The 20,000-nt window shown below is 42.9% G+C and carries 14 protein-coding genes, 2 tRNA genes and 3 rRNA genes; 9 read left to right on the top strand and 10 right to left on the bottom strand.

Translation table 11 applies throughout. The annotated features are described in order from the left end of the window. Positions 1-3: 3 nt before the first annotated feature. From ibaG to F885_RS19240, 8 genes are all read right to left on the bottom strand, one after another. Positions 4-255: a BolA family iron metabolism protein IbaG gene (gene ibaG / locus F885_RS19205; protein ID WP_005151378.1), complete on the bottom strand. Its 252-nt coding sequence runs from the start codon at positions 253-255 to the stop codon at positions 4-6. A gap of 137 nt (positions 256-392) precedes the next feature. After that, positions 393-734: a ribosome hibernation-promoting factor, HPF/YfiA family gene (hpf, locus tag F885_RS19210; protein ID WP_004655596.1), complete on the bottom strand. Its 342-nt coding sequence runs from the start codon at positions 732-734 to the stop codon at positions 393-395. Between the two features lie 172 nt (positions 735-906). Then, positions 907-2,355, bottom strand: coding sequence for an RNA polymerase factor sigma-54 (locus F885_RS19215; RefSeq protein WP_005205749.1), 1,449 nt, complete (start codon positions 2,353-2,355; stop codon positions 907-909). 290 nt (positions 2,356-2,645) lie between these two features. Next, positions 2,646-2,760, bottom strand: a 5S ribosomal RNA gene (gene rrf, locus F885_RS19220). 174 nt (positions 2,761-2,934) lie between these two features. Continuing rightward, positions 2,935-5,826 (bottom strand): 23S ribosomal RNA (locus tag F885_RS19225). Between the two features lie 328 nt (positions 5,827-6,154). Beyond that, positions 6,155-6,230, bottom strand: a tRNA-Ala gene (locus tag F885_RS19230). 55 nt (positions 6,231-6,285) lie between these two features. Then, positions 6,286-6,362: transfer RNA gene (locus tag F885_RS19235), tRNA-Ile, on the bottom strand. Between the two features lie 59 nt (positions 6,363-6,421). Continuing rightward, positions 6,422-7,959, bottom strand: a 16S ribosomal RNA gene (locus tag F885_RS19240). The 16S, 23S and 5S rRNA genes sit together here with 2 tRNA genes alongside, the layout of an rRNA operon. A 565-nt stretch (positions 7,960-8,524) precedes the next feature. On the opposite strand from F885_RS19240, the gene F885_RS19245 reads away from it, so the two are divergent. From F885_RS19245 to F885_RS19275, 7 genes are all read left to right on the top strand, one after another. Continuing rightward, positions 8,525-9,412, top strand: coding sequence for an MlaA family lipoprotein (locus tag F885_RS19245; RefSeq protein WP_005312326.1), 888 nt, complete (start codon positions 8,525-8,527; stop codon positions 9,410-9,412). Between the two features lie 130 nt (positions 9,413-9,542). Beyond that, complete coding sequence (gene gigA / locus F885_RS19250) at positions 9,543-10,511, top strand: RsbU family protein phosphatase GigA (RefSeq protein WP_005207100.1); 969 nt, start codon at positions 9,543-9,545, stop codon at positions 10,509-10,511. A gap of 102 nt (positions 10,512-10,613) precedes the next feature. After that, entirely contained in the window at positions 10,614-11,135 is a 522-nt protein-coding gene (gene gigB, locus F885_RS19255) for an anti-anti-sigma factor GigB (RefSeq protein WP_005207099.1), read from the top strand. Positions 11,136-11,163: 28 nt separating this feature from the next. Beyond that, the gene (locus tag F885_RS19260; protein WP_005312323.1) at positions 11,164-11,988 is read left to right on the top strand and encodes a carbon-nitrogen hydrolase family protein; all 825 of its coding nucleotides are present in this window, start codon (positions 11,164-11,166) and stop codon (positions 11,986-11,988) included. 211 nt (positions 11,989-12,199) lie between these two features. Continuing rightward, complete coding sequence (locus F885_RS19265) at positions 12,200-12,562, top strand: DUF4951 domain-containing protein (protein WP_005207097.1); 363 nt, start codon at positions 12,200-12,202, stop codon at positions 12,560-12,562. A 138-nt stretch (positions 12,563-12,700) separates the two neighbouring features. Then, positions 12,701-13,138: a MarR family winged helix-turn-helix transcriptional regulator gene (locus F885_RS19270; RefSeq protein ID WP_005312319.1), complete on the top strand. Its 438-nt coding sequence runs from the start codon at positions 12,701-12,703 to the stop codon at positions 13,136-13,138. Positions 13,139-13,225: 87 nt separating this feature from the next. Continuing rightward, positions 13,226-13,660 carry an organic hydroperoxide resistance protein gene (locus F885_RS19275; protein WP_005312317.1) on the top strand — a complete coding sequence of 145 codons (435 nt, stop codon included), beginning with the start codon at positions 13,226-13,228 and terminating at the stop codon, positions 13,658-13,660. A 61-nt stretch (positions 13,661-13,721) separates the two neighbouring features. On the opposite strand, the gene gspE is transcribed toward F885_RS19275, so the two are convergent. Next, positions 13,722-15,212 (bottom strand): type II secretion system ATPase GspE, encoded by a 1,491-nt coding sequence (gene gspE / locus F885_RS19280; protein ID WP_005312315.1) that lies wholly within the window; start codon positions 15,210-15,212, stop codon positions 13,722-13,724. 93 nt (positions 15,213-15,305) lie between these two features. Here gspE and F885_RS19285 point away from each other — a divergent pair, with 93 nt between their 5' ends. Both F885_RS19285 and F885_RS19290 read left to right on the top strand, forming a co-directional pair. Further along, positions 15,306-16,127, top strand: coding sequence for a hypothetical protein (locus F885_RS19285; RefSeq protein WP_005207093.1), 822 nt, complete (start codon positions 15,306-15,308; stop codon positions 16,125-16,127). Between the two features lie 9 nt (positions 16,128-16,136). Continuing rightward, a complete protein-coding gene (locus F885_RS19290; RefSeq protein WP_004804508.1) occupies positions 16,137-17,054 on the top strand; it encodes a mechanosensitive ion channel family protein in 918 nt (305 codons plus the stop codon). Here the strand turns inward: F885_RS19290 and F885_RS19295 are convergent. After that, complete coding sequence (locus F885_RS19295; RefSeq protein ID WP_005312313.1) at positions 17,051-19,906, bottom strand: DUF2339 domain-containing protein; 2,856 nt, start codon at positions 19,904-19,906, stop codon at positions 17,051-17,053. The genes F885_RS19290 and F885_RS19295 overlap by 4 nt on opposite strands. Positions 19,907-20,000 lie beyond the last annotated feature (94 nt).

The following is a 20,000-nucleotide window of genomic DNA, read 5'->3' as shown; positions in this document are numbered from 1 at the left end:
TATTTAAGCTCCGAAAAGGCTTGCTTTGCGCCATTCGTCTTTTGTCATTGCGCGAATCGTAACAGCGTGAACTGCGCCACTCGCAATATAAGAATTTAGAGGTGCATAAACGGCTTGTTGACGAGCAACGGTACGCTTACCTTCAAACTGATCATCCACAATACGAAGGTCAAATTTCCCAGCTTGACCGCTCACTGCTACTTCTGCTTCAGGGAAAGCTTCTTTTAAAATTTGCGTGAGCTGCTCACTATTCATTACAAGGCCTCTTATACAACCATTGGTGTAAAACCAGCTATTTTACTATAACTTTTTCACATAATTCAGTAAGCAGTTTCTTTTTTTATCAATAAAAAAAGAGGCTTCACAAAAAGCCTCTTATACAAAATAAAAAATTAACTCAAAAGTGCCAGTTCATGCTGATACGAACATTGAATTTTTCGATGTTTTGCTAGCTGGCGTTTTAATTTATCTGTCAGTTTTCGAATTGAAGTATACATATCATCGGCTGTCGCCTGTGCAAACAGTTCTACCCCCGGCAAACGTATAATCGCTTCAGCGATATGATTTGCACTACCCTTATGTGAACGTTTGTCAATTTGATGATCTTTAGCCAGCTTGATTTGCATACTATTGACCTGATCTAGATGTTTGGTCATTTGACTAAACTTTTCTTTTATATTTTCTTCAATGGCTGGTGTAATGGTTAAATGGTGCCCACGAATCGTTATTTGCATAATTCTATCCCTCACCTTTTTCTCAGGATACAAGAAAATCGCTTCAGCAAATTTAATGCACATTATCAGTGGTTCAATATCCATTAAATCATTTCAGCGATTCCTCTAGTGATCATTAAAAAAATTCATTATTCCGTAATAATGAACCCCTAGAATAGTCACACCTTGAAATTTAGATCAAGACTTTTCTTTCAGAAGATGAGGCAATATGTAACGATTCACGATATTTTGCCACCGTGCGTCGAGCCACCTCAATCCCTTCATTCTTCAACATTTCAGCAATTGCATTATCCGACAAAGGCTTACGTGGATTCTCACTTGAAACGAGTTTTTTAATCATGGCTCGAATTGCCGTCGATGAAGCCTCCCCACCTGTTGTTGTTCCAACATGACTAGAAAAGAAGTATTTCAATTCAAATAAACCACGTGGTGTCAGCATATATTTATTGGTTGTCACACGAGATACGGTCGACTCATGTAATTCAACTTCTTCTGCCACATCACGAAGTACTAAAGGCTTCATCGCTTCTGGGCCTTGCTCCAAAAAAGCTCTCTGATGCTCAACAATACACGTTGCTACTTTCAACAAAGTCTTATGACGTTCATCAATACTCTTGATAAAATTCTTCGCTTCCAGCATTTGATTGCGCAAATAGACATTGTCGTCACTTTGATCAGCTCGACGAATCATGCCTGAATAAAAAGAATTGATCCGTAACTTAGGCAATACATCAGGGTTAAGCTGAACTTGCCAATGTTGATCTTTCTTCGACACGACTACATCAGGAACTTGGTATTCAGATTCTTGTTGATTGAACTCCAACCCAGGATAAGGCTTCAAAGTCTTTAACAAATCAACGGCACTTTTTAATTGCTCTTTAGATAACCCTGTTTGCTTTAACAACTTATTCAAATCATTCGAAATCAATAACTCATAATATTTCAATAAATTTCTAGCTTCAGCTAGATAGGGAACTTTTTCATTAAAAGTTTCAAGTTGGATTTTCAAGCATTCTGCTAAATTTCTGGAACCGACACCAATAGGATCAAGACGTTGAATATGTTTTAAAACAACAATAATTTCATCTTGCTCAACCTCTTCCTCACTCTCCATTTCCTGTAAAAGACGGGAAACAGCAAGTAAAATGTCATCCAACTCTGCGTCGAGGAATCCTTTATCATCAAGGGAGTCTACGATGCAATATGCAATCAATTTGTCTACCGTTGAAAAATGCAAGAGATTGACTTGATCTAAAATATGCTCTTTGAGGCTTAAATGTACCTGACGATTGTCTTCTCTTTCTTCATATTCTGGTGAGGCCAACGCAGTAGATTGATGGGTATAAATATCATCCCATTCAGTATCAACGGGTAAATCATTTGGAAGATGATCCGCATTCAGTTCAGTGGTTAAGTCTCCATTCTCTTTTTCTTCTAGTGAAGAAAGACTTTCCATGGTCCCCATATCTTCTATTTTTTCAAGTAATGGATTACTGTCTAACTGGATTTGAATTTCTTGTTCAAGTTCTAAACTGGATAACTGTAAAAGACGTATGGCCTGCTGCAATTGAGGAGTTAACGATAAGCTGTTCGCAACTTTCAATCCAACAGATAATTTCATAGTCTTTCCTTTTATTAAAATAAGCAAAAAACATGCCTATAAAAATATTTATAACATAAAGCAATGTTTCCGCATACAAGGAAAAACCTTTTCAACGGACTTATCTGTTCAAAAAACTAGCATACGTCCAATCTTTTATAATATTCATCAAAAATTGTCAGAAAGGACTTTTCTTTACACCTACTATAAAAGCCCTAGCTCAAATTTTACGATTAATTCTCCCACCACACATTTTCCTCTTCCCAATAAAAAACACCCCCAACCGTTGGTTGGGGGTGTTCTAATTTAAAAGCTGGCGATGACTTACTCTCACATGGCAAGTGCCACACTACCATCAGCGCTAAGAGGTTTCACTTCTGAGTTCGGGAAGGGATCAGGTGGTTCACTCTTGCTATTGTCGCCAGCAAACTGTTGTGGTGCTTTCGGGTCTTAATCACGATGTATTCATCGTATGCCTTACTTACGGTCCAAAGAGTTATTAACGGATTAGATCATTGAGTCGGTATTGTAACTAGATTTCACACTAAATCAAGTTATGTATTGAATTTATCTTGAATACAACAACTGTTTGGGTGTTGTATAGTCAAGCCTCACGAGCAATTAGTATTGGTCAGCTTCACACGTCACCGTGCTTCCACACCCAACCTATCAACGTCCTAGTCTCGAACGGCTCTTTAGAGGAATAAATTCCTAGGGAAATCTTATCTTGAGGTAGGCTTCCCGCTTAGATGCTTTCAGCGGTTATCCCTTCCGAACATAGCTACCCGGCGATGCGACTGGCGTCACAACCGGTACACCAGAGGTTCGTCCACTCTGGTCCTCTCGTACTAGGAGCAGATCCTCTCAAATTTCCAGCGCCCACGGTAGATAGGGACCGAACTGTCTCACGACGTTCTAAACCCAGCTCGCGTACCTCTTTAAATGGCGAACAGCCATACCCTTGGGACCTGCTTCAGCCCCAGGATGAGATGAGCCGACATCGAGGTGCCAAACACCGCCGTCGATATGAACTCTTGGGCGGTATCAGCCTGTTATCCCCAGAGTACCTTTTATCCGTTGAGCGATGGCCCTTCCATACAGAACCACCGGATCACTAAGACCTACTTTCGTACCTGCTCGACTTGTGGGTCTCGCAGTTAAGCGCGCTTTTGCCTTTATACTCTACGCGTGATTTCCGACCACGCTGAGCGCACCTTCGTACTCCTCCGTTACTCTTTAGGAGGAGACCGCCCCAGTCAAACTACCCACCAGACATGGTCCTCGCCCCGGATTACGGGGCAGAGTTAGAACCTCAACATTACCAGGGTGGTATTTCAAGGACGGCTCCATTAGAACTAGCGTTCTAACTTCAAAGCCTCCCACCTATCCTACACAAGTAAGGTCAAAGTTCAATGTCAAGCTGCAGTAAAGGTTCACGGGGTCTTTCCGTCTAGCCGCGGGTACACTGCATCTTCACAGCGATTTCGATTTCACTGAGCCTCTGCTGGAGACAGCGCCGCCATCATTATGCCATTCGTGCAGGTCGGAACTTACCCGACAAGGAATTTCGCTACCTTAGGACCGTTATAGTTACGGCCGCCGTTTACTGGGGCTTCGATCAAGAGCTTCGCTTACGCTAACCCCATCAATTAACCTTCCAGCACCGGGCAGGCATCACACCCTATACGTCCACTTTCGTGTTTGCAGAGTGCTATGTTTTTAATAAACAGTTGCAGCGGCCTGGTTTCTGTGGCTGCCAATAGCTCAGGGAGCAAGTCCCATCACCGTCAGCAGCGTACCTTCTCCCGAAGTTACGGTACCATTTTGCCTAGTTCCTTCAGCAGAGTTCTCTCAAGCGCTTTGGTCTACTCGACCTGACCACCTGTGTCGGTTTCGGGTACGATTCCTGTGTAACTGAAGCTTAGAGACTTTTCCTGGAAGCATGGTATCAGCCACTTCACTGTACAAGTACAGCTTGCTATCAGTTCTCAGCATAGAGTACCCCGGATTTGCCTAAGATACATGCCTACAACCTTCCACCTGGACAACCAACGCCAGGCTGACTTAACCTTCTCCGTCCTCTCATCGCATTACACAGAAGTATTGGAATATTAACCAATTTCCCATCGACTACGCCTCTCGGCCTCGCCTTAGGGGTCGACTCACCCAGCCCCGATTAACGTTGGACTGGAACCCTTGGTCTTTCAGCGAACGGGTTTTTCACCCGTTTTGTCGTTACTCACGTCAGCATTCGCACTTCTGATACCTCCAGCATACTTCTCAATACACCTTCATCGGCTTACAGAACGCTCCCCTACCACTTGACTTAAAGTCAAATCCGCAGCTTCGGCACATAGTTTTAGCCCCGTTACATCTTCCGCGCAGGCCGACTCGACTAGTGAGCTATTACGCTTTCTTTAAAGGGTGGCTGCTTCTAAGCCAACCTCCTAGCTGTCTATGCCTTCCCACATCGTTTCCCACTTAACTATGATTTTGGGGCCTTAGCTGGCGGTCTGGATTGTTTTCCTCTTGACTACGGACGTTAGCACCCGCAGTCTGTCTCCCGGATAGTACTCATTGGTATTCGGAGTTTGCATCGGTTTGGTAAGTCGGGATGACCCCCTAGCCGAAACAGTGCTCTACCCCCAATGGTATTCGTCCGAGGCGCTACCTAAATAGCTTTCGGGGAGAACCAGCTATCACCAGGCTTGATTAGCCTTTCACCCCTATCCACAAGTCATCCCCTGGCTTTTCAACGACAGTGGGTTCGGTCCTCCAGTTAGTGTTACCCAACCTTCAACCTGCTCATGGATAGATCGCCTGGTTTCGGGTCTATACCCAGCAACTAAACGCCCTATTAAGACTCGATTTCTCTACGGCTCCCCTATTCGGTTAACCTTGCTACTGAATATAAGTCGCTGACCCATTATACAAAAGGTACGCAGTCACCGAACAAGTCGGCTCCCACTGCTTGTATGCATGCGGTTTCAGGATCTATTTCACTCCCCTCACAGGGGTTCTTTTCGCCTTTCCCTCACGGTACTGGTTCACTATCGGTCAGTCAGGAGTATTTAGCCTTGGAGGATGGTCCCCCCATATTCAGACAAGGTTTCACGTGCCTCGCCCTACTCGTCATCATTGTGTGTGCCCTTTCGTGTACGGGAATATCACCCTCTACGTTCGCACTTCCCAGAGCGTTCCACTAGAACACACACAACTTAATGGGCTGCTCCCCGTTCGCTCGCCGCTACTAAGGGAATCTCAATTGATTTCTTTTCCTAAGGGTACTGAGATGTTTCACTTCCCCTCGTTCGCTTCATAAGCCTATGTATTCAGCTTATGATACCCGCCTTATAGCGGGTGGGTTCCCCCATTCAGAAATCTCCGGATCAAAGGATATTTGCCGCCTCCCCGGAGCTTTTCGCAGGCTATCACGTCTTTCATCGCCTCTGACTGCCAAGGCATCCACCACATGCACTTAATTACTTGACTATACAACCCCAAACAGTCGTTAACACATACAAGTGAGTGTTATCGTTGCAAACTTAATTGCTACTATTCGTTGTCTGTGAACTTAATCACCATACAGCTTCAATCTAAATTCATATACCAAAACGCTTGATTCAGTGTTTTTGCTAGTTCTCAATCTCATTCTTTCGAATGAATTGAGTGAACAATTTATTTCAGACTCAATTTTCTAATCTGTTAATGATTAACTACCACCTCGTCGGTGAGTAGTAAACTGTGATAAATCACAGAAGTTAATAAGCCAACTGCTTACTAAATTCTGTAATCTTTAGCTCGTACTCCGTAAAGTACATGGTGGAGACTAGGAGAGTCGAACTCCTGACCTCCTGCGTGCAAAGCAGGCGCTCTACCAACTAAGCTAAGTCCCCAGCTTATCACTTAATGAACGACATATCTTTCAATCTAAGCTACTGCAATCAGATTTGGTGGGTCTGACAAGACTTGAACTTGTGACCCCACGCTTATCAAGCGTGTGCTCTAACCAACTGAGCTACAGACCCTCAGATACATCTTCGAAGAACAACTTGTTGTGGATTCTTACCGATCGTCAATCTTTCGTTAAGGAGGTGATCCAGCCGCAGGTTCCCCTACGGCTACCTTGTTACGACTTCACCCCAGTCATCGGCCACACCGTGGTAAGCGTCCTCCTTACGGTTAGACTACCTACTTCTGGTGCAACAAACTCCCATGGTGTGACGGGCGGTGTGTACAAGGCCCGGGAACGTATTCACCGCGGCATTCTGATCCGCGATTACTAGCGATTCCGACTTCATGGAGTCGAGTTGCAGACTCCAATCCGGACTACGATCGGCTTTTTGAGATTAGCATCCTATCGCTAGGTAGCAACCCTTTGTACCGACCATTGTAGCACGTGTGTAGCCCTGGTCGTAAGGGCCATGATGACTTGACGTCGTCCCCGCCTTCCTCCAGTTTGTCACTGGCAGTATCCTTAAAGTTCCCGGCTTAACCCGCTGGCAAATAAGGAAAAGGGTTGCGCTCGTTGCGGGACTTAACCCAACATCTCACGACACGAGCTGACGACAGCCATGCAGCACCTGTATGTAAGTTCCCGAAGGCACCAATCCATCTCTGGAAAGTTCTTACTATGTCAAGACCAGGTAAGGTTCTTCGCGTTGCATCGAATTAAACCACATGCTCCACCGCTTGTGCGGGCCCCCGTCAATTCATTTGAGTTTTAGTCTTGCGACCGTACTCCCCAGGCGGTCTACTTATCGCGTTAGCTGCGCCACTAAAGCCTCAAAGGCCCCAACGGCTAGTAGACATCGTTTACGGCATGGACTACCAGGGTATCTAATCCTGTTTGCTCCCCATGCTTTCGTACCTCAGCGTCAGTATTAGGCCAGATGGCTGCCTTCGCCATCGGTATTCCTCCAGATCTCTACGCATTTCACCGCTACACCTGGAATTCTACCATCCTCTCCCATACTCTAGCTGACCAGTATCGAATGCAATTCCTAAGTTAAGCTCAGGGATTTCACATCCGACTTAATCAGCCGCCTACGCACGCTTTACGCCCAGTAAATCCGATTAACGCTCGCACCCTCTGTATTACCGCGGCTGCTGGCACAGAGTTAGCCGGTGCTTATTCTGCGAGTAACGTCCACTATCCAGTAGTATTAGTACTAGTAGCCTCCTCCTCGCTTAAAGTGCTTTACAACCAAAAGGCCTTCTTCACACACGCGGCATGGCTGGATCAGGCTTCCGCCCATTGTCCAATATTCCCCACTGCTGCCTCCCGTAGGAGTCTGGGCCGTGTCTCAGTCCCAGTGTGGCGGATCATCCTCTCAGACCCGCTACAGATCGTCGCCTTGGTAGGCCTTTACCCCACCAACTAGCTAATCCGACTTAGGCTCATCATTTAGCGCAAGGTCCGAAGATCCCCTGCTTTCTCCCGTAGGACGTATGCGGTATTAGCATTCCTTTCGGAATGTTGTCCCCCACTAAATGGCAGATTCCTAAGCATTACTCACCCGTCCGCCGCTAAGTGATAGTGCAAGCACCATCACTCCGCTCGACTTGCATGTGTTAAGCCTGCCGCCAGCGTTCAATCTGAGCCATGATCAAACTCTTCAGTTTAAAATCATTAGTAGCTTATGGCTACAAATCTTGGCTCATCAATTTTCTGACTAAAAATTCGCTCAAATAAACTTCGAGAAATTTCTACCATTCAATCAATGAAATATTTTCGATCGATCAACCAGTAAAAATCCACACAAGTTGTTCTTCTATTCTCTTAATGATCTTCTCGATGATTCGTCATCATCAAGCTAGGTCGGCTATATTACTCTCAATTTCTTAAAAGTCAACAGGTAATTTAGATATTTAGCAAACTTATCAATCAACTCAAGAATCTAACCTTTTCTAGCCAAATCCTTGTTTCTCAACAAGTTTTTATCTGCATCACCGCCGATGGATGTGCATTCTACAGCATTTCACATCCAACACAACCCCATTTTCATTCTTTTTTATTCGAGTGAACATTTTTAAACCAAAATCACAATTTTTCTTATATTTTTCGATCGAATTTGTTTTAATAATAGGAGAACAACTAAACTATATGCTCATCTTTATGTTGCGCGTTCTATGACGCAATCATTTTAATGGCTGTATTATTTCGCTCTAACAGCGATTAAGGACTTATATGCATTACTCAAATTTTATCTTGCTTGAGTTGTTAACTGCTGGAGCATGTTCATCAGTAGTCGCACAAGAAACTCCCAGCGATTCAGCCAATCAAGCTAATGCTGTAACAAGCCAAGTCACTGCTGAGCAAAAAACCTCTACGATTCAAGCTATCAAAGATTTAAAACATCTGACCAAAGATGACTTAAAAGTAAATGCGAATGCAGCACAACCTGATTCTGTTAAAGACCCTTTACAACCATTGAATCGCCAAGTCTATGCATTCAATGACATGTTAGACCGTAACTTATTAAAGCCTATTGCAATTCAATATGTTGCTAAAGTGCCAGAACCTGTGCGTAGTCCTTATCGCCAATTTCGCAAAAACCTAGGTGAACCTTGGAATGCAGTTAACCAGTTAATGCAAGGTCGCCCAACGCGCGCCGCAAAAACTTTAGGCCGTTTTACAGTGAATACTTTAACAACTTTGGGATTTGCTGATCCGGCACGTCGTTTGGGTTTAAGCACTGAAGAGGAAAGTTTTGGTGTGACTTTAGGCTATTATGGTGTTCCCTCTGGTCCTTATGTGATGTTGCCTTTCTTCGGCCCAAGTACATTCCGTGATGGTTTTGGTTTAGCCGCCGATAGCTATGGTCGTCCACAAAAATACTTATTAGATGATCATGAAGGTATTTATTGGTCAACCAATGTATTACAGGCAGTTGATGCACGTTCTCAAATTCTTGATATTGAAGAAAGTCTAAAAGGTGACAAGTACGCAATGATTCGAGATTTCTATTTACAACGTAAAGCTTTCCAGATTGCAGAAAAGCGTGGCGACTCAAATGATGTTTCTTTTATTAGCGATGAAGATGACATTGATGACAGCTCTTCCCATGAAAAATGATTAATTTAAAATAATGTTTTACAAACTTATGTATTGCCAGAGAATTTAAACTCTGGCAATACTATATCCAAGGTCATCTTTCATCTATGATGAATTTTAAATGATCATACAAAGGATTGGCTATTCATCTATGTATTTCATACAACCCACGCGTTCCGTACCTTGTTTAGATCAAGCTTTAACTGAGTTACCGAGTTTGCAGATCATTCAAATTGATGACTTGGATTTGTATGATCAAACCATCATTGCAATTGCCGATGTACAAGACTTTTTAAAATATCAGTGGAAACTCCCAACAATTGTACTTGCATTTGAACATGAAGGCACAGCGTTAGCACAAGCATGGGAACAAGGTGCATTAGCAGGTTGGATTTGGGATAGTTTGCCAAAAAATCCGATTCATTCTTTGTTTAAAATAGATGCTCAATACAAACGTAATCAAGATAGTCGAGATTTGCCCTCTGCTGCCGAATTACAAAAACGTCTTTTACCGAACCCAATCGAATTACCAAACTATCAGTTTGAATCCCTTTTTCAACCATCTGCTTATTTATCTGGGGATTGGTATGATTATTGGCGTTTAAATGATGAAGAAGTATTGTTCTATCTGGCTGATGTTTCAGGACATGGCGTCACCAGCAGCTTATTAACCTCGTGGATGGCAGCCTTTCATGGCCGTTCAAAAACACCAAGCCAATTGATTCAAAAGCTGAATGCGATGTTGGTACAAGAGAATATTGAAAAACACATTACCATGGTGGCTGGGATCTTAAATTTAGTCACCCATGAAGTGCGTTGGTCAAGTGCAGGACATTACCCTCCCCCCATTATTTTTGAACCAAATCAACCACCTCAGATTCTAACGACCAGCAGCTTTCCACTTGGCCTGACTGAAGAGCTTGAAGTCGAAGAACACCACTGTAAATTAAGTCGTCATGCGCGGTTCATTTTATGCTCTGATGGTGCCTTGGAACCATTTGATGGTGGTCTGAACGATCAGTTTAATCAATTGGTCGAACATCTTCAAAATGACTCATTCAAAGCCCCTGAACATGTAGCAGATGACATTGCAATTTTGAGCATATGTCGAATGAATTAACATTAAAATCAATATCTTAATTAAATCACACCCTCCAACCACTTGTGTCTCCAATATCACTATGGGATAATTTCATATCCTTTCTCTGAAAATGGCATTTATATGTCAACAGGTCATGTTGAATATGCAAGTTTGAACGGAACGCATATTTTCAAGCTTATTGGCGAAGTGCGTGCTCACTCTTGTATAAGTCTAGACAAACTACTCAATCGAATTGAACAACAGCAAAATGTTGTTGGTGCAATCGTTGACTTAACCGAAACCACGTTTATTGACAGTACTGTTTTAGGTATATTGGCAAAACTAGGTTTAAAGCTTAAGCAAGTTCATCACATACAAGCCGTTATGCTCTCGACAAATCCAGATATTACGACCTTGGCCAATAGCATGGGGCTTGGGCAAGTATTTGTGATTTTAAACTACTGTGGCGATCCAAGTGTATGTACATTGGAGCTTACAGAAGAGCAAGTAACGCACAGCGCAATGCTCAACACTGTGCTCGATGCACACAAAACACTGATGCACTTGAACGAAAACAACCAAAATATGTTTGAACCATTGGTTAAGCAATTGCAAAAAGAGCAAGATTGCTTAAATCTCGACGTACAAAAACAAAACGCTTGATCGTTAAACTCAGTATCGTGATCTCCCTATGACCTTACTTTCTGTTGCACAGATGAATTCTCAAAATGACATTGAAGCAAACTTCGATGTCATCGAATCATTACTTCAACAAAGTAAGGCTCAAGGTGCTGAGCTGATTGTTTTCCCCGAGAATTTTGTTTGCTTTGCTGCGGGTAAGCAACGCGAAACCGCAGCACAATTCGAAGCAATTCAAGCACGCTTAGAACAATTAGCGCATCGTTATCAAATCTGGATTGTTGCAGGTACACTCCCATGCCCTTTCCGTCCAGATGGTTCGGTCATTCAAGATGGTCGCGTTCGCACGGTCAGCTTATGTATTAGTCCTGAAGGGACTGAAGCACGTTATGACAAAATCCACTTGTTTGATGTACAAGTCGGTGATGCTGTAGGTGGTTATCAGGAATCTAAATTCTTTGAACCTGGCAATCAAGTTGTGGTTGCCAAAACGCCTTTTGGCAATATTGGCCTGATGGTCTGCTATGACTTACGCTTTCCTGAACTTGCTTTAACTTTACGTCAGCAAGGTGCCAATATCTTAACTGCCCCAGCTGCATTTACCTATACGACAGGCCAGCTCCACTGGCAATTATTGCTACAAGCGCGAGCCATGGACAGCCAATGTTATGTCTTAGGTGCTGCACAACAAGGTTGGCATGGTGAACAACGTCAAACTTGGGGACATGCCGGTATTACAGATAGCCGCGGCCAATTGCTGCAAAGCATTGAAACTGAAGGACACGGCCTAATCACTAGTGAATTTGATCTTGAGACACAAAACACACTTCGTCTTGCAATGCCGTTAATGCAGCATCGTAAGATTATTGCCTATTAATCCCCTCTTCATCTTTACACCACTTTCAATACACTACTGTACAAAATACAAGCACATAAGATCAATCTGACTGCAATGATCAACTTTTATAAATGCCTGATCTATAGAATCATGATTTAATACAAATTATTGATCATAGTAGAACAAAGTCAGCCAATTTTGGGCTAGCTATGATGTAACATCATCCGTTAATTCTTATTAAGCTTTATTCATGTTTAGATTTATTGTTATTTTCTTTTTTTTGGGGACCGCTGTACAACTTCACGCGACATCTGTGGATGTAGATGGTGATGAATCAACTCAATCATCTCGTGTTTTGTCTACGCCACAAAACTTATCGCTGAATGCTTTTGGGCAATGGATCATTGGCTGGGGAACAGGTGCTGAAGGTGCAAGGCAGAGATTAGACAATATTCAACGTGAAGACGTTATGGTCATTAAACAAAAAGGCACAACCTTAGAAATGATCAAAGCATGGCAGCAACATTTTGAACTTGAAGCTCAGAATAATCTCAATAACCCCACCGCACGCTACCGAGCAAGATTGATGAAAAAAATTGCTGAGCTTTGGTAATTGGCAATTTAAGTAAGCGATAGAAAGCATAAGTTTTTACAGCTTGTGCTTTTTTCATTTGAATTGATACTGAAACTACTTAGGTAATCGATTAGACCAAGATATACTGCATCTATTCAATTATTATTTGAGGGCTGCATGGGCGAAGAGCATCCGCAACTGTTATTAGACAATCAGTTATGTTTTCTGATTTATTCGACCAATCTCGCATTGAATCAGGTTTATCGCCAATTACTCGCACCACTTGGCTTAACCTATCCACAATATCTGGTGATGTTGGTGCTATGGGAAAAAGATCAGCTCTCTGTCTCAGAGATTGGTGAACGACTATTTTTAGAATCATCTACACTTACGCCATTACTAAAAAAACTTGAAGCAGCTGACTTAATTACTCGTCAACGCTCAAGTAAAGATGAACGACAAGTGATTATTACCCTGACCCCACAAGGGCAAGCTTTACAATTACAAGCGATTGATATTCCAAATCAACTGGCTCAAGCCGCATCCTGTTCACCAACAGCATTATTGGCACTAAAAGATCAGCTTTCAGAACTTCGCACACATCTAAACAAATAAGTTTGAAATTTACACAACAGCAACTTGTTTTTTAATTTATATCGTGTACGATTTAATTGTATTCAATATTATTTAGGAATAATAATCATGTCTTTAGAAAAAGTGGTTTATCGTGCGAAAGCAAAAGCAACAGGTGGTCGTGATGGTCGTGCAACGTCCTCTGACGGTGTTTTAGATGTGCAATTAGGGGTGCCAAAAGAAATGGGCGGTGCAGGTGACGCAGTCACTAATCCAGAACAATTGTTTGCTGCTGGCTATTCTGCATGTTTCTTAGGTGCAATGAAGTTTGTAGCGAATCGCGATAAATTTAAAATTAGCAAAGATGCCTATGTCGAAGGTGAAGTCGGCATTGGTCCGATTCCAAATGGTTTTGGTATTGAAGTGACCTTGAATGTGTATTTAATTGGAATGGAACAAGCAGAAGCAGAGCAATTGGTTGCGGCTGCACATATCGTTTGCCCTTATTCAAATGCAACACGTAACAATATCGATGTTACTTTCAATATCGTGACGACTGCATAATCCGAATACTCAAACAAAAACAGCATGGTTCAACCATGCTGTTTTTTATTCGTGAATCGATTTATTCTTCCGCAGCTTCATTGGTGACACGAAGTACTTCTTCTAATGTGGTTTTTCCCGCCAAAACTTTCAATAAACCATCATCACGAATCGAAGCAGCATGACGACGTGCATAATTTTCCAGCTCATACTCAGCGGCATTGCCATGAATCAAACGGCGCATCGATTCATCGACTGGTACAATTTCATAAATTGCGGTTCGCCCACTAAAACCAACGTGTGAACATTTTTCACAACCATGTGGTTCCGGCAATTCCATATGTTCATCAAGTTTGAGATGCTGAAATACTTGTCGCTCAAAATCATCAGCCTTACGCCAAGTCACACAATGCGGACATAAAGTACGAACCAGACGCTGCGCAATCACCCCAATTAGTGAACTAGCAAGTAAGAACGGTTCAATTCCCATATCTTTTAAACGCGTCACCGCACCAATTGCCGTATTAGTATGCAGTGTGGATAACACCAAGTGACCCGTTAAAGAGGCTTGTACTGCAATTTCCGCAGTTTCCAAGTCACGAATCTCTCCGACCATCACCACATCTGGATCTTGACGCAACATCGCTTTTAACGCACGCGCGAAGGTCATATCCACTTTGGTATTGACCTGTGTTTGGCCAATACCTTCCAATTGATATTCAATCGGATCTTCGGCAGTCAAAATATTACGTGTATGGTCATTCAAATCTGACAAAGCGGCATACAAGGTGGTGGTTTTACCTGAACCTGTTGGACCTGTCACCAAGATAATGCCATGTGGTCGATGAACCAGTTGCGTTAAACGATCATAGTCATTTTGCATCAAGCCCAAATGCGTCATGTTCAAGCGTCCCGCTTGCTTGTCCAGCAAACGCATGACCACACGTTCGCCATGCGAAGACGGTAAAGTTGAGACACGCACATCCACTTCACGCCCTGCGAGACGTAATGAAATACGACCATCTTGTGGAACACGCTTTTCCGCAATATCCAGTTTCGCCATGACTTTAATACGTGATACCAACAACGGCGCTAATTCACGGCGTGGCTGAACAATTTCACGTAGTTGACCATCGACACGTAATCGTACAGAAAGCTTTTTCTCAAAAGCTTCGATATGAATATCAGAGGCACTGACACGAATCGCTTCGGACAATAAAGCATTGATTAGACGCACGATCGGTGCATCATCTTCCTGATCCATCAAGTCTTCAGCTTCAGGTACTTGATCCGCCAAACTCAATAAATCTGGATGGTCTTCTAGGCCTGCCGCAACTTGTTGCGACTCGCCAGTATCCCCTGCATAGCTAGAACTCAGTAAGGCATGAAACTCTTGATCGGTACACAATTGATCGTGAGCTGTTTTCCCCAAAATTCGACGAGCTTCCTGCAAAGCAATACGCGCGGTGTCCTTGCGTCGTACAATAAAAACTTGATCGCCTTCATAACGTAACAAAACGCCATGTCGTTTAGCGAAACTATAAGGAATTTGTATTTGTTTAAGTATTTGCATCACACAAATAATGATAAAAGAAAGCAGTGAGTGTACTCTAAGCAGATTACAGCGTGAAGTCTGTTTAGCATACTCACACAGGAATTTTGCATTTTGTCTCAAAATAATCAATATCAAGCTCCCCATTCTGACGCTCTGAAATGGTGGGGCGAACAACAATTCGAAATTCAACAGGCCAAAGCGTGGCAATTCGGTTCATTGCTCTTTCGTCTCACCCGCGGCATCAAAGAATGGCGTTTGGAATATCATCGCCCTCAATTTCAGTATGACTATGAGCAGCAGTGGCGAATATTGAATGATATTGAATTTGCCATGCCGCCTCCGGCAAAAATCGAACGCTATATGTTCCACAAGACCAATGGCAGCTTTCATTTGATGCCTCGGTTGGCGGATCGCTCAGTGGTGATTCGACCTGTTGACCCGATTTATATTCCTGCGGGTCAGCGTGGTACCCTGTATATCAGTACCCCCTTGTGGATTGCGGGTTTGGTTGACGGTCTTTCTGAACCTCTATTTGATATTCCCGTGATTCAACCGAAAGATACTTGGTTTGGTAAAGACCCACAAAATGGTGAGATTTGCTACGCGACCTCTGTAGATGGTCGTATTGATTTGAATCTCCTCAAACCGCGTGCTTTCCGTGCGGTGACCCCGATTGAATTCCACAACACCAGTCACCATCAACTGCGTTTTGATCGCATGAATGTACCCGTCCCTGCACTGCCATTATTTTATAGCGAAAGTACAGGCCGTTTATGGACGTCTCAAATCAAAGTCTATTATGAGGGTACTGATCATCCAGCTCGTATTCGTATTGAAAATAAGACCCCAACCCAAGCGGGTGAAGTCACCTATGTGCATCCCCCTCGTGCACCAGGCAGTACTTTATTCAATATGTTTGATTCATTTTTTTAAGGGGTCGCGATGCCAAATTCGAATATTCCCAAAGATGTTGCCGGCAGCCTAACCAGTGTTTTCACCAACATTAACTTTGAGCGACTCAGTGAAATCGTGGTCGCCATTATTTTATGTTTTATCGGCTTCCTGATTGCACGTTTGGTTTCAAATGCCTTTATTCGCACGGTAGGTAGCCGCTTTAATGCGCATCAGCGTTTGTTATGGCGTCGGGGTATTTTTTACTTCATCTTCTTGCTATTCATTATGACCAGCCTCAGAGAAGCTGGTTTTAAACTCAGCGTATTTTTAGGTGCTGCTGGGATATTAACTGTCGCGCTCGGTTTCGCCTCTCAAACCTCTGCCAGTAACTTGATTAGTGGCTTGTTTTTGATTGGTGAAGGCTCTTTTGAAGTCGGTGACACCATTCAAATCACCTTAATTCGAGGTCAAACCATCGAAGGTGAAGTGATTTCGATTGATCTACTCTCAGTTAAACTTTTGACGCTGGATAATGTTTATATTCGTTTGCCGAATGAACAACTGATTCGAACCCCTGTGATGAACTTATCCAAATACCCGATACGGCGTATTCCAATCACCTTGGCGATTAACTTTCACGAAGACATTATTAAAGTACGACATGTTCTGTTAGACGTGGCAGCCAAATATCCGTTGGTGATGGATGATCCTAAAGCTACGGTCACAGTGACGGCGTTTAGAGAATCTTCTATTGAACTATTATTTGCGGTGTGGTGTCGTCAGGAAAACTCGCTCAAAGTACGCGATGAAATGCAGGAACGCATCCGCAATGGCTTCTTGGAAAATGAGATCGAAATTCCTGTACCGAAGATGGGCTTGATTGACCGACCTCTCCCATTAGAAAATGATGAAGTCGATCAATATGCCAATCAGAAAGAACTTAAAAAAGAACAGAAAGAGAGTTAACTTTCTTTCTTGGTTTCACTTAATGCAGGTGGTAATGGTGCCAGATAAGCAATCACTAGCATCACTGCCCCCGAACCAATAAAAGAAATCACACGGGTTAAGGTGCCGCTTTGCGATAGATCCAATAACAACAGTTTCGCTACTACAATGGCTAACAAGACCGCACCAAGAAACCAGATTTGTCGGATATGACGGCGACTGGAAAAGGTCATCAGAATAAAGGCCAAAATCACCCATAGCAGTGTCAAACTCAGTTGCACATCGCCATTCGACCAGATTGCTGTCCCCCAGAATGGTGTGCCCAGATAATGATGCATGGCACGTACCACCACACTGCTCAATACCAATAAGCCAATCAAAATGGTGGTGACTTTAAAGCCCCACTCCATCGATCGCTCTGCACTAAATTCATGCTGATATATCATCCAGATCAATCCCGCAAACACCAGTAAAGACAGTAAATCAGTGAAGTTAAGTAAAGGTAAGTAATAATATTGCTCAGCTGAATGGAGATCTAGACTGACTAAGACGAGCCACAATAAACTAAGACACCAAACAGGAGATTGATGTAACAGCTGAGTATTTTTAGTAGCAAATAAAAAGATTGCAAAAAATACTGGAATTATGGCAAAACCAATCAATGGCATAATTGGGAAAAAAGCCAAACCTATAATCGCTAAATTGAGCCAAAAAATCGTTGCCCAAATCCCAAATCTACGCTGATCAACATCAATAACAATAGAAGCCAAAATAATCGTTGCCACAGAAAACTTTGCTTGCTGTAAACCTGTAGGCCAATGTAATTGCTGATAAATATTTACGGCGAAACTTTCAACATAAGCCAACGCAACCAGGGCACCAACAAATAATAGCTGCAAAGTGCCCCATTGGGTTCGTGCATAACGCTTTACAATAAGACTAAAAACTGCAAGTAATCCACTTGCAATCATTAGATAAGGGCTCAAACCATGCCCTTGCCAATGCCTAAACTCAACCCAAGCGATTGCCCCAGCATACATTCCCAAGGTAAGAAAAACGCCACTCAACATTTTGGCGCTAAAATATTTTTCCACTTGCTGATAGCTGAGTAAATAAAATGCCGAAATAAATTGAGCAAGCGCAAAAATCGCGGTACTCAAAATTGGGAAATGATCATTTGACCAAACTTGGAACAGTAATGCCACTGAACTTAATAATACCAGTGCCACGCCAACATAACGGCTTAAACGATATCGTTCAGTAACGCCCCAGACAATCAGTGCAGTTCCCTGAATCACCCAACCTGTTGAGGTCCAATGTGCCCCTTTGGCCAATGGGAAAATCAAGGCAACGAATACCACAGCCAGAATAAAGAAACTTTTTGCCAAAATTGAAAGCTGTGGATGCTGACGTTTAATCCAAATATTTAAACTGATATAGACAATCGCGAGTGCAACCGCTCCCCAAGTGAGTGCTGAGGTCGAGTTATGCATTAAATAGGCATGTAGCGAAAAGCCCAGTACAGGCACACTAAAAATTAGGCCTACATCTAAAATAGGTTGTAAACGCTCAGATGTCTGAGCTGTTTGTTGCTGCTCATTCTGAGCTCGCAACATCAATTGGCTATAACGAATACTGAGCCAGATAAATAGCGCCATATGTAGCCAGAGAATGATATCTAGCGTATTAAACTGCGCGGTTTTTGCATAAATCCCGATCGTTGTCCCACCAATAAACATGGTGGCGAAGAAAGCAATTTGATGCAGAATTTTCCAGGGTTGAATAAAATTCAACGCTGCCACGGCTAAGTTAATGACAAAATAATAACTAAATAAGAAAATCACATCAGGATGATTTTGTGGAATCACCAAGGGCGCTAGATAAGCCATGGTTAAAGCCAACATCGCCAAATACAAGGCTTGTTGCTTTAAACTCAGATAAACTGTCGCCAGTAATAGCATCACAAATAAAATACTGGCGGTACTTAAGCTGGCAATGACAGCAAAATGATGCGAGAAAATCAGGGTTAAAAAAACCACCGCTAAACCGACGCCTTGTAAGGCCACTGCAAATAGCTGATTTTTCTTTTGCAGTAAATAACCCGCAAGAGTAGTCGCAATCCCAGCAATCGCAATAAAGCCCAGTTTCACGCCTAGACTGAGTTGCCAATGTTCACTGGCAAAACGCAATAACAACACCACCCCAACCATAAGTACCGCGACGGCGACACGTAAAATTGGATTGCCATGTATCATCCAATCCAATGCTGGCTGCCACCAAGCAGGTTGTTTGGATTCAGAAGGATGAGCAGCAGAGGTAGCGTTCTGAAGTATTGGACTTTGAACTGATTCAGATCGAGCCTGCATCCAAGCAGGCTGCTGCTGTTCCACAATTGCAGAGTTTGAAGCTGTCGTTTCATCCCATTCAGCAGATTGACCAATATTTGGCGTCTGTTGTTGTGGCTGAATTAAAATATCTGGATTGAGTGATTGTGTTGCAACCTGCTCTAAATGCAGCAATCGGGTTTGAAAAGCGCTGATGGTTTGAACCAAGCAAAGTAGCAGCACCAACAAGGCACCACCTGCGAGCCACATCCAAGTATTGGCATAGGCAAATAGTGCGACGAGTGCCGCAGCATATATCACAATTTTTTGTACACCAATACTGGCCCCTAATGCAGAATAGCTCGGTGCAGCTTGCTCTAGTTGCAGCAAACGCTGATGAATTTCAGACAGAACGTGCACAATTACAACGGTCAATCCAATCCCAGCAGCAACAATTGTCCCTTGCCACTTCAATACAATTGCAGCCGCAAGCAATACAGCCAAGGCAATTAATACAACGATGAGTCCCTGTTTGTCTTTTTTATACATAGACTTATATCAATTATGACAGCTTCATTGCGGCTATCTTACTTGATCACTAGATAGGCAGGTATTGTTACATACAAAATACTGCAAATTTTAA

The organism is Acinetobacter higginsii (assembly GCF_000369845.1).
Taxonomy (GTDB): Bacteria; Pseudomonadota; Gammaproteobacteria; order Pseudomonadales; family Moraxellaceae; genus Acinetobacter; species Acinetobacter higginsii.
Note: the sequence above shows the minus strand (reverse complement) of the source record. Positions and strands in the feature narration are given on the sequence as shown.